This is a genomic window from Sphingobium sp. PAMC28499 (assembly GCF_004795815.1).
Taxonomy (GTDB): domain Bacteria; phylum Pseudomonadota; class Alphaproteobacteria; order Sphingomonadales; family Sphingomonadaceae; genus Sphingobium; species Sphingobium yanoikuyae.
In genome coordinates, this window is record NZ_CP039248.1 from 4,498,988 (window position 1) to 4,513,051 (window position 14,064).

Genomic DNA, 14,064 nt, shown 5'->3' on the forward strand with positions numbered 1-14,064 from the left:
GGAACAACCCGCGCCGTTCACCCCACCTGACACAGCGCTCGCGCTTCGAGCGCGCCCTGCCCGTTCCATATCCGGGTGCCCGACATGAGCTGCCCCAGATCGCTTCCCGCAGGCCGCTGGAACAGGCGCAGCCCGAATTCGGGCAGGATCGCGATCAGATGGTCGAAAATATCGGCCTGTATGCCTTCATATTCGGCCCAGACGATGCTGTTGGCGAAGGCGTAGATTTCCAGCGGCAGTCCATGTTCGCTGGGCGCCAGCTGGCGCACCAGCAGGGTCTGGTCGGCGCGAATATTCGGATGCGCGCGCAGATAGGCCAGCACATAGGCGCGAAAGGTGCCGATATTGGTCAGCCGCCGGCCATCCAACCTGTTGTCCGCCGCATGGTCCCCATTCCAGCGTGACAGGTCATGCTGCTTGTCATGCAGATAGGTTCGGAGCAGGCCGAAGCGTGCGACGGCATCAAACCCTGCCTCATCGAGAAAGCCGACACTGTTCTGGTCGATCACCAGCGCCCGCATGATCCGGCGGCCGCCCGATTCCTGCATCCCGCGCCAGTTGCGAAAACTCTCGCTGATCAGCCTGTGCGTCGGGATGGTGGTGATGGTGCGATCGAAATTCTGGACCTTCACCGTATGCAGCGCGATATCGATAACATCGCCATTGGCGTCGAGCTGCGGCATCTCGATCCAGTCGCCCACCCGGATCATGTCGTTGGAGCCGATCTGCACGGATGCGACCAGCGACAGGATCGTGTCCTTGAACACCAGCATCAGCACGGCCGCCATCGCCCCCAGCCCCGACAATAGCAGCAAGGGCGACTGGTCCATTAGCGCCGCGATCATCAGGATGCTCGCCGCGGCATAGACCAGCAGCTTAGCCACCTGCACATAGCCCTTGATCGGCCGGTTCGCAGCGTCAGGGCGGCGCTGATACAGGTCGTTGCCGAGCGTCAGCAGGCCGCTCAAGGCGATGGCCAGCGTCAGGATGATGAAGGCGGCGCACAGGCTGGCGATGAAGCCGGCGAGCCTGACCGGCAGATGCGGGACGGCGGCGACGCCCGACTGGATGATGAGCGCCGGCACGATGTTGGACAGGCGCGCGACGACGGCACCAATATGCGCGGTCTCGACCCGGAACGGCAGATGATCGATCAGTCGCAGCAACAGGGTCAGGACGATACGCTTGGCCACCCAGTTGGCCGCCCAGGCGAATGCGCCAAGCAGCAGCAATCCCGTCATGGCCTGCAACCAGACATTCTCGACATAGCCGCGGGTCAGGATCTGGAGGCTGTCCGACGCGATATAGAGATGGCTGATCATGCGGCACGCTCGCCTTCGAACGGATCGTCATGGAGCGACCGGCCTGCCGTTTCCGGCATGAAGCGGAGCGCAATCAGGCCGATGATGCAGGCCGCCATCATGTAGAAGGCAGGCATGAGTTCATTGCCGGTCGCGCCGATCAGCGCGCTGCCGATCGCCGGCGCCGTGCCGCCGAACAGCGATGTCGACAGATTATAGGCGATCGCGAAGCCAGCGAAGCGTGCGATGGTGGGGAACAGCGCCGGGAAGGTCGCCGAAATCGTCGCCAGTTGCGGCACATAGAGCAGGCCGAGCAGGACAAAGCCGATGATCGCACCGACCAGGCCCGTCGCCATCAGCGTGTAGAGCGGCACCACCGCGACCAGCAGGCCAATGAGCGACAGCCGCCACATCGGCCGCCGCCCGATCCGATCGGACATATGGCCGGCGATCGGCAGGAAGACCATCATGAAGAGCATGCCGATGATCGGCACCACCAGCGCCTCGTCCGGGGACAGGCCGATGCGGCGCTGCAAATAGGTCGGCATGTAGCTGAGCAGCGTATAATTGACGACGTTGAGCGCCACGACCAGCCCGCCCACGACCAGCATCGGCCGCTTATGATCGCGCAGCAGCCGGGAAAGGGACGGCGATCCGCGGCCTTCGGCCGCCTGATCGCGGAAGACCGGCGTGTCCTCCATCCTCGACCGCAGATACATGCCGATGAGGCCCATGGGCGCGGCCACCAGGAAGGGAATTCGCCAGCCCCAGGCGTGCATGACCGCATCCCCCAGCAGCAACGAAAAACCCAGCATCAGCGCCGCACCGAAGGAGAAGCCGGCGAGCGTACCGAACTCCAGAAAGCTGCCATAGAAGCCGCGTCGGGCGTCGGGCGCATATTCGGCCATGAAGGTCGCGGCCCCGCCATATTCGCCGCCAGTGGAAAAGCCCTGCACCATGCGCAGGATGATGAGCAGCGCGGGCGCAGCCCAGCCGATCTGCGCATAGGAAGGGATGAGGCCGACGGCCAGCGTCGCGCCCGACATCAGCAATATGGTCAACGCCAGCACCGACTTGCGCCCCAGCCGGTCACCCAGCGGTCCCCAGAACAGGCCACCAAGCGGCCGGACGAGGAAGGAAATGGCAAAGGTCGCCAGCGCGAACAGAATGGCATCGTCCACCTCGCCGGGAAAGAGCGCGGCAGAAATATAGGTCACGCCATAGGCATAGATGCCATAGTCGAACCATTCAGTGGCATTGCCCAGCGCCGACGCGGCGATGGCCCGGCGCAGGGTGGCCTTGTCGGCCTGCACCGGGGCAGCAGGGCTGGCAGGAACGGCGGAAGCGGTCATTCGGTCTGTCCGTCTACGGTATTGGGATCGAGCAGCGAAGCCACCGGCGTGGTCCGCGGCACGATCTGGAAGTCCTGCTGGTCGGGCACCGGCACGGGCGGGGTCGCCGTCTGGCGCCGGAGGCCGAAGGCCAGCGTCGCGCCGGCACACAGGGCAATGAAGAGAAAGAGGCCGCTCGTCGGCGCCAGGCTCATCAGCAGGGCAGCGCCGAGCGGACCGATCGCCGCGCCGACCGAATAGAGCAGCACCAGCCGACCGCTCGCCGCGACCCGCTCGGTCGCCAGCAGCCGGTCGTTGCAATGGGCGACGCAGAGCGGATAGAGGGCGAAACTGAGGCCGCCGAACAGGCCGCCAAGCGCCAGCAGCAGCGGGCCGCCCGACACCAGCATCGCCAGCACCGTACAGACCGCCAGCGTCGCGGCAAAGCAGCCGACGATCACCCGACGCCGGTCGAGCCGGTCCGACAGGCGCCCCAGCGGCCATTGCAGCGCGACGCCGCCCAGGATGACGATCATCATGAAACTGGCGGTCGCGCCAAGATCCAGCCCCAGCCGGCGCACATGCACCGCCGCCATGCCATAGAAGGCGCCCAGCATCAGCCCGGTCGCGACCGAGCCGACCGTGCCGAGCGGTGACGCGGCATAGAGGGCGCGGATGGTGAAGGCCTGCGCATCGACCGGCGCGGGGGCGCTGCTGCGCGTCAGGCAGAGCGGGATGATGGCCAGGGAAATGAGGATGGAGGCGATCTGGAATGGCACCGCCGGCAACGCACCGCTGGCGCCCAGCAGCAATTGCCCGACCGCCTGCCCCGAATAGAGGGCGACCATATAGGCGGCGAGCACGCTGCCGCGCGTTTCCGCCTCCGCCCGGTCGTTGAGCCAGCTTTCAAGGCAAATAAACACGCCCGCGACGCAGATGCCGTCGATCAGGCGCAAGCAAGCCCAGAAGAGCGGATACTGGACCAGCGCATAGGCCAATGTGCTGGCCGACAGCAGCGAGACGAAGGCGGCGAAGGCGCGGATATGCCCCACTTGTCGCACGATCGCCCCGGCCCGCAACGCGCCCACCACAAGTCCACCGAAATAGGCGGTGGCGACCGCACCGATCGCCATCGTGCCCGCCCCTGCCCGCTCCAGCCGCAGGCCGATCAGCGTGGACAGGAAGCCGCTGCCCGCCATCAGCATGAAGATGGCGAGCAGCAGGCTGCGGACGGGGTGGATCGCGGCGAACATGGAGGACAATCGGGTGCGGATCAGGCCGCGCGCCGATCCTCCGCCGGTTCCGCCCCGTCCTCCACCAGGGCGCGGTGCAGCGCGCCCACGGCGGTCTCATAATGATCGACATCGACGATGAACTGCACATCGACATTGCGGATCTGGTGCTGCATCGCGACGATCGGCACATGGGCATCGGCCAGCGCCTGCAGGGCATCGGGCACCAGCCCCGGCCGGGATATGTCGCTGCCGATGACCGACACAATCGCCACCGGCTGGGCCGATATGGCAGCGTCGGGATAGCGCGCCTGCAAATCCGCGATCACCCGCTTCACCGTCGCCGCATCGGCGGACAGATAATGGGTGATGGTGTTGGCGTTGGACGCCTTGCTGACGATCCAGGCGCCATGGCGGGCCAGCGCATCCAATATCGCCGCGTCATAGCCTTTCACGCCGACCATATCCTGCTCGAAGAACTGGAGCGCCTGCGCTTGGCGCACGCCGGTGACGATCTCGACGCGCGGCGTGTCGGAGACATAGGCGCCACAGATCAGCGTCCCGCCATCTTCCCGATCGAACGTGTTGCGCACCCGCAGCGGAATGTCGGTCTGGCGCAGCCCCCTGCCCGCGCCGGGATGGATCGCCTCCATCCCCAGATTGGCAAGCTGGTCCGCCACATCATAATTGGTCCGGCCGATCTTGCGCGCCTTGTCCGTGCCGACCAGGCGCGGGTCCGCACTCGACAGGTGGAACTCCTTGTGGATGATCGCCTCGTGCGCCTTCGTCAGCACGGCGATGCGCGAAAAGGTCATTTCCGAATAGCCACGGGCATAAAGGCGCACCATGCCCTCGCTGCATCCGGCATAGCCGGTGACGATCGGCAGGGTGGTCGCCAGATCGATCGGCGCGAACGCTTGGCCGATCCGGTCGTCCAGTTCGCGCATGTCCTGCTGGTCCCACAGGGTCAGGTCGACAAACTGCGCATTCACGCCCCGGTCGCGCAGCAGCAGCGCGGTCGAATGCGCGCTATGCGCTTCGCCCAGCCCCGCAAGCAGTTCGCGCACCGTCACCAGCTGTTCCTTGACGCAGAAGCGACCATGGCTGCGCAGCCGCGCCAGATCGTCAAGACAGGCGGCGACCGCATCGATCCGCATGTCGACAAAGGCATTGGCCTCCACCAGCCGGTCGGCGCGGACGAACATCGTCGCATTGCGCTCCTGCATGGCGCGGCGCACCGCCTCCATCGCCTGGCGCCAGCCATCCGCATCCTCGTCCGCCACGAAACGGGCATAGACACCCGGTTCGCCGCTTTTCTTGTGCTCCAGCAGCAGGTCGGTCATGCCGGCATAGGCCGACACGACGAAGATGCGGTTGTAAAGGTCCGCGCCCTTGCGGCCGGCGATCAGCACATTGTCGAACAATGTCGCGGTCGCGGCCATGGAGGTGCCGCCGATCTTCTCGACGCTATGCAGGCTACTCATGCCAGCGCCTCCTGCATCAGGGGGCCGCTGATCGGCGTGATAACCGGCGTTTCGCCGCGCGCGGCGATAAACGCAGGGCGCGGCCGGTCGACACCAAAGGGCGCCTCCAGCCGGTTGGACACCGCATTATAGACCAGAAAGGCATTGGCGCGCGGGAACGGCGTGATGTTGCCGTTCGACCCGTGCATGATGTTGCAGTCGAAGATCACCACCGATCCGGGCTTGCCGGTCGGCGCGACGATGCCATGATGATGCGCCAGCTCGGCCAGGCTGTCCTCGTCGGGGACGCCATATTCCTGGCGCTTGAGCGACTGGCGATAATGGTCTTCGGGCGTCTCGCCGACGCAGGTCAGATACTGGCGATGCGATCCGGGGATCAGCATCAACGGGCCGTTGTGCGGCGTGTTTTCCGCCAGCAGCACGGACATGGACAGCGCGCGCATGCGCGGCATGCCATCCTCCACATGCCAGGTCTCGAAATCACTGTGCCAGTAGAATTCCTTGCCCTGGAAACCGGGCTTATAATTGAGCCGTGACTGGTGGATATAGACATCGTCACCCAGCAGGAAGCGGGCCACGCCAGCCAGGCGGCTGTCCGCCGCCAGCCGCTCGATCACCCGGCTCTGGGCATGAATGCGGAAGATGGAACGGACTTCCTTGCCGCCCGGTTCGGTGATCACCGTTTCGGCTTCCAGCGCATCGGGATCAGCCAGCAGCTTGCGGGCCTCGTGCTGCAGGAAGGCGACTTCCGCGTCGGAGAAAATGTCTTCCAGCACCAGATAGCCGTCGCGCTCGAAGGCATCGGCTTGGTCGCGGCTGATCGGCGCGCCGGCGCTCCAGTCGGCATGGACGACCGGATCGTGGCGCGGCAGGAATTCCGCCATGTCGGCATGGCGGGACGGGTAGAGGTCTTTCATGGGACTCCCCCTTTTTCAAACTAAGGTAATAAGGGCGTGGCAGGCTCGGGCAGCGCCCAAGCCAGAGCTTGATCCGTTCATACTGAATCGGATCAAGCTCCAATTTTCGTTGTTGTCCGCATTTTCCGAGTCAGCAGATGTGGCCATCTGCTTTGAAAATGCCGGAGCGTCACGCATCAGTCGGCCAGCGCAGGCTCGCGCGCGGCGCTGCTATCGGCGGGATAGGCGCCATTCTCGTCATGCACTTCCTTGCCGGTGACCGGCGGATTGAAGGTGCAGGCGCACAGGATATCGGTTTCCGGCCGCACGATATGCTGGTCATGGGCATTGAGCGCATACATGACGCCGGGCGCCAGCTGATGGGTGATGCCGGTGCCCAGATCCTCGATCGTGCCGGTGCCCTTGAGCACCAGCACCGCCTCCAGATGGTTCTGGTAGTGCATGTGCAGTTCCTCGCCCGCGTACATGGTGGTGACGTGGAAGGAAAAGCCCATATTGTCGTCCTTCAGCAGAAGGCGGGCGCTTTCCCAGCCCTTGGACTTCACATTGCGGTCGGACTTGCGGATGTCCTGAAGCTTGCGAACGATCATGTCTGAAATCTCCTCTTATTCTGCGGCGACGCCATAGGTGACGGTCAGCGCGGACCGGATGCTCTCCTCGAGAATGTCGAGCCCGGCCGACAGCACGGCGTCCTCGATCACGAGGGGCGCCAGTATCTTGACGATCTCGTCATGCGCGCCGCTGGTTTCGATGATGAGCCCCTGCGCAAAGCAGGCGGCGGTGATGGTCTGAGCGACTTCGCCCGATCCGACGTCGATGCCGCGCATCATGCCGCGGCCGCGCGTCGACAGGCCATGTTCGGCCGCCATCGCGTCCAGCCGCCGTTCCAGCAGCGCGCCGCGACGGGCGATATCCTGTTCGAACTGCGCATCGCCCCAGAAATGGCGCAGCGCGGCGGTGGCGGTGACGAAGGCATGGTTATTGCCTCGGAAGGTGCCATTATGTTCACCCGGCGCCCATTGATCCAGTTCCGGACGGAACAGGGTGAGCGCGAAGGGCAGGCCCATGCCCGACAGCGACTTCGCCATGGTGACGATGTCGGGGGTGAAGCCCATGCCTTCGAAGCTGAAGAAATTGCCGGTGCGGCCACAGCCGGCCTGGATGTCGTCGACGATCATCAGCGCGCCATGGCGCCTGGCGATCTCGGCGATCCGGCGCAGCCATTGCGGCGAGGCGGCATTGAGGCCGCCTTCCCCCTGCACCGTTTCCACCAGGATGGCGGCCGGCGCGTCGAGGCCGCTCGACGGATCGGACAGGCGCCGTTCCAGTAGGTCGGCGGTATCGACATTGGGACCATGATAGCCGTCATAGGGTTCATGGGCGACATGGCTCAGCGGCACGCCCGCGCCGCCGCGCTTGGCGGCATTGCCGGTGCAGGCGAGCGCGCCCAGCGTCATGCCGTGAAAGCCGTTGGTGAAGGCGATCACCAGTTCGCGACCGGTGATCTTGCGCGCCAGCTTGATCGCGGCCTCGACCGCATTGGTGCCGGTCGGCCCGGTGAACATGGCGCGATAATCAAGCCCGCGGGGACGCAGGATCACATCCTCCAGCATGGCAAGGAAGTCGGCCTTGGCATCGGTGTGCAGGTCGAGGCCATGGGTGATGCCGTCGCCGGCGATATAGTCGACCAGCGCGGCCTTCAGGACCGGGTGATTGTGGCCATAATTGAGCGTGGAGCAACCCGACAGGAAATCGAGATAGCGGCCGCCCTGATTGTCGTGCATCCACACGCCTTCCGCACGGTTGAACTGACGCGGCATGGCGCGGGCATAGCTGCGCACGGCGGACTCGCGCCGCTCATAAATGGCCGTGTCGGGCATGGTGCTGGTGGGTTTGGGCTGGGTCGTGACGGTCATGGTTTCAATCTCTCTCAACTCTGTGCCGGGGTCGGCAGCGGGCCGATGCGCGCCTGCCATTCGGTGGCGTGGGCGCCGGCAAAATGGGCCTGTTCTTCAAAGCGGGCGGTCTTTTCGATCCGAACGCCCCACCGCCGCGCCAGCCCCTGGAACAGGGCCCAGGAGGCGCGATTATCGTCGGTGATGGTCGTCGTCAGATGGGTGACGCCGGCCTGCGCGGGCCGGGCCAGCAGCGCCTCGATCATGCGCCCGGCAAGGCGCTGGCCACGCGCGGCGGACGACACCGCGACCTGCCACACGAAAAGATTGTCGGGCGCTGCCGGCGGGCGATAGCCCGATACCCAGCCGACCACCGCACCGCCGCGCTCGGCGACGATGCAGTTGTCGGCAAAGTCCGTGCATTGCAGCAGGTTGCAATAGGCCGAATTGGGATCAAGCGGCGGACAGGCCGCGATCAATCCGCTGATGGCTGGCCCGTCCGTGGCGACGGGCTTGCGTAAGACGATGTCCTGCCCCTCGCCCGATCGAGAGCGCGCAGAAGCCCGTGGCGGCGAAGCAGCCGCTGTAGCTTGGGAATCGAAGATTGTTCATCTCCCGAATTATATTTTACTCGGAGAAGCAGATTCTCCGGCGAGACGGGCGGTTATATGCCGATCATCAGCGCCACCTTCAACCCCGAAGCCGAAATTATATTTCATATGATGAAGTATATGATGAGGAACTTTTGGCCCCGTTGGCGCTTTGCGGGACTTCGCGCTATGCGCCTTCCCATGGATTCCGAAATTGCCTCCCTGACCCTGCGCGCGCTGCGCCGCGTCCTGCGCGCGACCGAAATCGGCAGCCGTCAGCTGGCGACGACGACCGGGCTCACCCCCTCACAATTGCTGGTGCTGCGGGAAATCGACACGCGCCTGTCCGTCACCCCGTCCGCCGTGGCGCAGGCGCTGCAATTCAGCCAGGCGACGATCACCGCGATCGTCGACCGGCTGGTCGCGCTCGGCTTCGTCCAGCGCCAGCGCGGCGAACGCGACAAGCGCCAGATTCACCTGACCCTGCTGCCCGCCGGCCGCGACGCCCTGGCCGACGCCCCCGACCCGCTGCAGAAGCGCTTCACCGATCGCTTCGACGCCCTCCCCACCTGGGAACAGGCCATGATCCTCGCCGCGACGGAAAGGCTGGCGATGCTGATGGACGCAGATTCGATCGACGCCGCGCCCCTGCTCGACAGCGGCCGGATCGACCGGTCCGAGCCGCTTTGACGCCCCACTGCGCCCTGCCCCCGCACCGTCCCTTCATAGACTATGCATAGATTCCCTATTCGACGTATCGCCTGCCCTTCGGCCGCCGGTCAGGAATCGCTGTCAGTTGCCGCTTCGATCCGTTAGGAGGGCGCGATGAACGGGGTTATTTGCATGTTGCGCCATTCCGGCCGCACCCTCCTGATTGCAGGATCGATGGCCATCGGCACTGCTGCGCCTGCGCAGCAGGCCGCGCATGGCTCGCTGCTGGTCGGCGCGGTGGTCGTGCAGCCCTGCCGCATTTCCAGCGAACAGGCTGCTGGAAATTGCGGACAATATCATTATCGCATGGTGAAATCGTCCAGCGACAACGGAACAGTCGCATCCCTTCGCAGCGGCAATATGGATCACAGCCGGCAGGACGACATCCTGTCCTATGAGTTCTGAGGGACCGCTCCGTTATCTTGCGACGAACGCGATTTACGCAAAATATTGGTAAAGCCGCCTTTTGCCCAAAAGCGCGTTATTAACCGACATTGACGATACTCCCTCCATCAAAGCTTGAGGTGTTGGAGGACACATGTTTCGTTTCAAACTGGCCGCATCCCTCGCAGCCGCGGCCCTGCTGACGGGTCTTGCAGGCACGGCCCAGGCAGCCACCACCACCACGACCTTCCCGGTTACCGCAACCGTGATCAAGGCCTGCGTCGTGTCGGCGACGGCGCTGGCGTTCGGCAATTATGACCCGACCGCAACCGGGCCGACCGACGCCACCTCCACCCTGTCGGTTCTCTGCACGGTCGGCACCACCTACACGGTCGGCCTGACCGCGGGCACGGCATCGGGGGCGACCGTGACCACGCGCAAGATGTCGAGCGGAAGCAATCTGCTGAGCTATGCGCTGTATCAGGATTCGGCGCACACGACGAACTGGGGCAACACACCTGCGACCGACACCGCCGCCGCGACGGCGCCGGTCGGCACCAATGCCCTGACCGTCTATGGCCGGATCACGGCCGGCCAGAATGTCCCGATCGGTTCCTACAGCGACACCATCACCGTCAACGTCGTCTATTGATCGATCCGGAGCGAGGCGGCCATGCCCAAGATGTTCGCACGACGCGCGGCGGCGACCCTGCTCGCCCTGGCGCAGCCAACCACCGCCTGGGCCGCGACGCTGAAAATCTATCCGGTCCTGGTCGCGCTTGACGACAAGACCCCGGTCGAGACGATGACGATCGAAAATAGCGGCGATGCCCCCGCCCGCATGCAGGTGCGGGTCGTGTCATGGCGGCAGGATAATGGGCAGGATCTGTTCGAGGAAACACGCGACATCCTGGCCAATCCGCCGCTGTTCGAAATAGCCGCAGGCGGGCAGCAGATTGCGCGCTTCGGCCTGCGCGCGGCCGCCTCACCGACCGAGAAAAGCTATCGCGTCTTCCTGGAGGAAATCCCGACCGATCGCCCGACCGCCGCTGGCGAGATCCGCACATTGCTGCGTGTCAGTATTCCCATCTTCGTGACCGCGCCCGGTGCGCAGGCATCCCTGGCGTGGCAGCTGACCGCCACCAATGACAGGCAGCTCACGCTGACCGCACGCAATGAAGGCAGCGCGCACGTCCACCTCAATCGCCTTGACCTCAAGCGGGCCGACGGCACCGCATTGGCAACGAGGCAGGAATCGATCTACATCCTTCCCGGCGCGACACGCAGCTTCCTGTTCGACATGCAACGACCGGTGGGAGGCGGAGAGAAGCTGACGCTGGAGGCGGCCACCGGCCAGCGCAGCCTGACCGCAGAGCTCGTCCTCCAGTCGGCATCCCATGCCGGTGGGACGCGCTAGCACCCTTCTTGTCCTGCCCTGCGTCGTGGCCAGTTGCGGCATCGCCAGCGCGCAGGACAGCGCGCCGACGACAGGCGCGATTGCGACGACGGCAGACGCGACGGCGCCCACAATGATGCTGGCCTCGGTCACACTCAACGGCCGGCTGTTGCCAGGCGACTATCTGCTTGCGCGGCGCGCCGGCACATTCCTGGTGCGCGTGAAGGATCTGGCCGCCTGGCGGATGCGCCCGCCGACCGGCACGGCAATGATGATCGATGGCGACGCCTTTGTCGCGCTATCCTCGCTCGGCGGCGTCGCGGCCGCCTTCGACGAGCCCAACCAGGCCCTGTTGCTGACGGTGTCGCCCGAAGCCTTCGAAGCGACCAGCGTTGCGCCCGCCAGCACCGTCGCCGCCCCCAGCGACAATATGCTCGCCGCCTTCCTCAACTATGACATTTCTGCCGAATATGCCGGCAAGGCGCGCCTGGGCGCCTTTGTAGAGGCCGGGCTGTCCGATGACTGGGGCGTGGTGTCGAACAGCATGCTGCTGGGCAACGGCACGGTCTATGGCCGGGCGACCCGGCTGGACAGCTATTATCTGCGTGACGATCCGATCAACCTGACGCGCCTCGTCATCGGCGATGGCGTAACGGATGCGCGCGACTGGACGCGGCAGATCCGCTTTGGCGGCGTGCGCTTCGGCACCGAGTTCGCCCTGCAGCCAAGCCTCCTGACCTTTCCGACCTCGTCCCTTGCCGGCAGCGCCGCCGTGCCGTCGAACGTGGAGCTGCTGGTGAACGGAACCCAACGCTTCCAGACCGACGTCGGCCAGGGGCCCTTCTCCATCAATCAGGTGCCGCTGGTCACGGGTGCCGGCCAGGTGACGCTGGTGATCCGCGATCCGCTGGGTGTGGAGCGGCGCGTCACGTCCAGCTATTATGTGAGTTCCCGCCTGCTGCGCGCGGGCCTGGCGTCCTGGTCTATGGAGGCAGGAGCCGAACGGCGCGGCTATGGGCTGCGCAGCTTCGGCTATGACAATCCCTTCCTGGCCGGCACCTATCGCCGCGGCCTGACCGACCGGCTGACGATCGAGGGACGGGCCGAAGCCAGCGCCGACGTCACCATGGCCGGCGGCGGCGTCAACATGATCATCGTTCCGATCGGCGAGATCAGCCTGGCGGCAGCGGGATCGACGAGCCAGGCCGGTGAGGGCCTGTTGTATCGGGCGGCCTTTGCCCGCAACGCGCCGACCTGGAACGTCGCTCTCAGTTACCAGCGGGCGTCGAACCGCTATCGCGAAATCGGCGTGGAGCGCGACAGCGAACGGATCGTGGAACAGGTGCAGGGCTCTGCCGGATGGAGCCTGGGCACGATGGGCACGATCGGCGCATCCTATACCAGCCTGACCTATGCCGACAGCCAGTCCGCCCGCGTCCTGTCGGGCAATTACAGCCTGTCCCTGCGCGACAAGGCCTTTGTCAGCGCCTACGCGATCCGCAGCCATTTTTCGGAAAGCGGTCATGAAAACAGCATCGGCTTCAACCTGACCATCCCCTTCGGCCCGCGCAGCAGCGCCTATCTCCAGGCCGACCGGGGTGGCGTGCGGGCGGAAATGCGCAGCACCCCGCCGCAAAGCGGAGGCTGGGGCTATCGGGCGGCGATTTCGACCGGCAGCAATGCGCAGCAACAGGGCGAGATTCTGTGGCGCGGCAATGCGGCGGAGATGACCGCGCAGGTGGACCGTGCCGGCGGACAAACCGGTTGGCGTGTCACCGGCCAGGGCGGGCTGTTGCTGGCCGATGGCTGGCTGTTCCCGACCCGCCGGGTGGAAAGCGGCTTTGCCGTGGTGCGCGTGCCCGGCCAGGCCGATGTCCGCATCTATCAGGAAAACCGCCTGGTCGCGCGGACCGACGCCCGTGGCATGGCCGTCATTCCCGACCTGCGCCCCTATGAAGTCAATCGCCTCAGCATCGCGGCGGCGGACGTGCCGATCGACATCCGGATGCCCAATGACCAGATCAGGGTGGTGCCGCGCTACCGGGGCGCCGTCAGCGCACGTTTCGTCGCGGTCCGGGAGCATCCGGCGACATTGCGCATCGTCATGCCGGACGGCGCGCCGGCCGAAATCGGCGCCAGCGTCACCGCGGAAGATGAAAAATCCTTTGTCGGCAATGATGGTGCCGTCTTCATCCGCAGCCTTCACCCCGGCATGATGCTGACCGTCGATACGGGGGACGGCCCCTGCCATGTTCGGGTCGACGCCGTGCCGGACGAAATGCTACCAGTGATCGGGCCGCTGACATGCGTGCCATAAGGAGGATGAGGATGCGCACTGGCCATGCCCTCTACGCCGTTGCGGTCGCGCTGGCGGCCCTGATCATGGCGGCCCCCGCACAGGCGGCGTGTGATCCCCTGGCCCTATGCACCTGCACCGTATCGGCAAGCGGCCTGAGCTTCGGCAATTACAACCCGGTCGCCAGCGGGGATAATGATTCATCGGGAACGGTGCGCGTGCGCTGCTCGCTGGTGGTCGCGCTGGGCGGCAGCTACACGATCCAGCTGAGCAAGGGGACATCGTCCACCTATGCGCCGCGCGTCCTGACCAATGGCGGCTCGACGCTCGCCTATAATCTCTACACCAGCAATGCGCGCAACCAGGTCTGGGGCGATGGGACCGGCGGATCGCAGACGGTGACCAGCAATTTCATTGCGCTATTGAGTCTGGATCAAACCACGACCGTCTATGGCCGTATCCCGGCCGGGCAGAATGTCCCGCCGGGCAGCTATTCGGACACGGTGCTGGTCACGGTCATCTTCTGA

The 14,064-nt window shown here is 65.3% G+C and carries 14 protein-coding genes; 6 read left to right on the plus strand and 8 right to left on the minus strand.

Annotated features, from left to right (window positions below; translation table 11 throughout):
- Positions 1–17: 17 nt before the first annotated feature.
- From E5554_RS21335 to ectA, 8 genes are all read right to left on the minus strand, one after another.
- Positions 18–1,322: a mechanosensitive ion channel family protein gene (locus tag E5554_RS21335; RefSeq protein WP_136188007.1), complete on the minus strand. Its 1,305-nt coding sequence runs from the start codon at positions 1,320–1,322 to the stop codon at positions 18–20.
- Complete coding sequence (locus E5554_RS21340; RefSeq protein ID WP_136188008.1) at positions 1,319–2,653, minus strand: MFS transporter; 1,335 nt, start codon at positions 2,651–2,653, stop codon at positions 1,319–1,321. The genes E5554_RS21335 and E5554_RS21340 overlap by 4 nt, the downstream gene beginning before the upstream one ends.
- Positions 2,650–3,885 (minus strand): MFS transporter, encoded by a 1,236-nt coding sequence (locus E5554_RS21345; RefSeq protein ID WP_136188009.1) that lies wholly within the window; start codon positions 3,883–3,885, stop codon positions 2,650–2,652. The genes E5554_RS21340 and E5554_RS21345 overlap by 4 nt, the downstream gene beginning before the upstream one ends.
- A gap of 20 nt (positions 3,886–3,905) precedes the next feature.
- Positions 3,906–5,348 (minus strand): aspartate kinase, encoded by a 1,443-nt coding sequence (locus E5554_RS21350; RefSeq protein ID WP_136188010.1) that lies wholly within the window; start codon positions 5,346–5,348, stop codon positions 3,906–3,908.
- The gene (gene thpD / locus E5554_RS21355; RefSeq protein ID WP_136188011.1) at positions 5,345–6,265 is read right to left on the minus strand and encodes an ectoine hydroxylase; all 921 of its coding nucleotides are present in this window, start codon (positions 6,263–6,265) and stop codon (positions 5,345–5,347) included. The genes E5554_RS21350 and thpD overlap by 4 nt, the downstream gene beginning before the upstream one ends.
- 176 nt (positions 6,266–6,441) lie before the next feature.
- Positions 6,442–6,855 carry an ectoine synthase gene (locus E5554_RS21360; protein WP_069337340.1) on the minus strand — a complete coding sequence of 138 codons (414 nt, stop codon included), beginning with the start codon at positions 6,853–6,855 and terminating at the stop codon, positions 6,442–6,444.
- Between the two features lie 15 nt (positions 6,856–6,870).
- Positions 6,871–8,181 (minus strand): diaminobutyrate--2-oxoglutarate transaminase, encoded by a 1,311-nt coding sequence (gene ectB / locus E5554_RS21365; RefSeq protein ID WP_136188012.1) that lies wholly within the window; start codon positions 8,179–8,181, stop codon positions 6,871–6,873.
- Between the two features lie 14 nt (positions 8,182–8,195).
- Complete coding sequence (gene ectA, locus E5554_RS21370) at positions 8,196–8,639, minus strand: diaminobutyrate acetyltransferase (RefSeq protein WP_247594326.1); 444 nt, start codon at positions 8,637–8,639, stop codon at positions 8,196–8,198.
- A gap of 189 nt (positions 8,640–8,828) precedes the next feature.
- Here ectA and E5554_RS21375 point away from each other — a divergent pair, with 189 nt between their 5' ends.
- The 6 genes from E5554_RS21375 (at position 8,829) to E5554_RS21400 (ending at position 14,064) form a co-directional block, all read left to right on the plus strand.
- Entirely contained in the window at positions 8,829–9,440 is a 612-nt protein-coding gene (locus E5554_RS21375; protein ID WP_136188438.1) for a MarR family transcriptional regulator, read from the plus strand.
- Positions 9,441–9,593: 153 nt separating this feature from the next.
- Positions 9,594–9,866, plus strand: coding sequence for a hypothetical protein (locus E5554_RS21380; protein ID WP_017498919.1), 273 nt, complete (start codon positions 9,594–9,596; stop codon positions 9,864–9,866).
- 133 nt (positions 9,867–9,999) lie between these two features.
- Positions 10,000–10,497 (plus strand): spore coat U domain-containing protein, encoded by a 498-nt coding sequence (locus tag E5554_RS21385; RefSeq protein WP_004208307.1) that lies wholly within the window; start codon positions 10,000–10,002, stop codon positions 10,495–10,497.
- A gap of 21 nt (positions 10,498–10,518) precedes the next feature.
- A complete protein-coding gene (locus E5554_RS21390) occupies positions 10,519–11,262 on the plus strand; it encodes a fimbria/pilus periplasmic chaperone (RefSeq protein WP_136188013.1) in 744 nt (247 codons plus the stop codon).
- Positions 11,263–11,374: 112 nt separating this feature from the next.
- Positions 11,375–13,558 carry a fimbria/pilus outer membrane usher protein gene (locus E5554_RS21395; protein WP_136188014.1) on the plus strand — a complete coding sequence of 728 codons (2,184 nt, stop codon included), beginning with the start codon at positions 11,375–11,377 and terminating at the stop codon, positions 13,556–13,558.
- Between the two features lie 11 nt (positions 13,559–13,569).
- Complete coding sequence (locus E5554_RS21400) at positions 13,570–14,064, plus strand: spore coat U domain-containing protein (RefSeq protein ID WP_136188015.1); 495 nt, start codon at positions 13,570–13,572, stop codon at positions 14,062–14,064.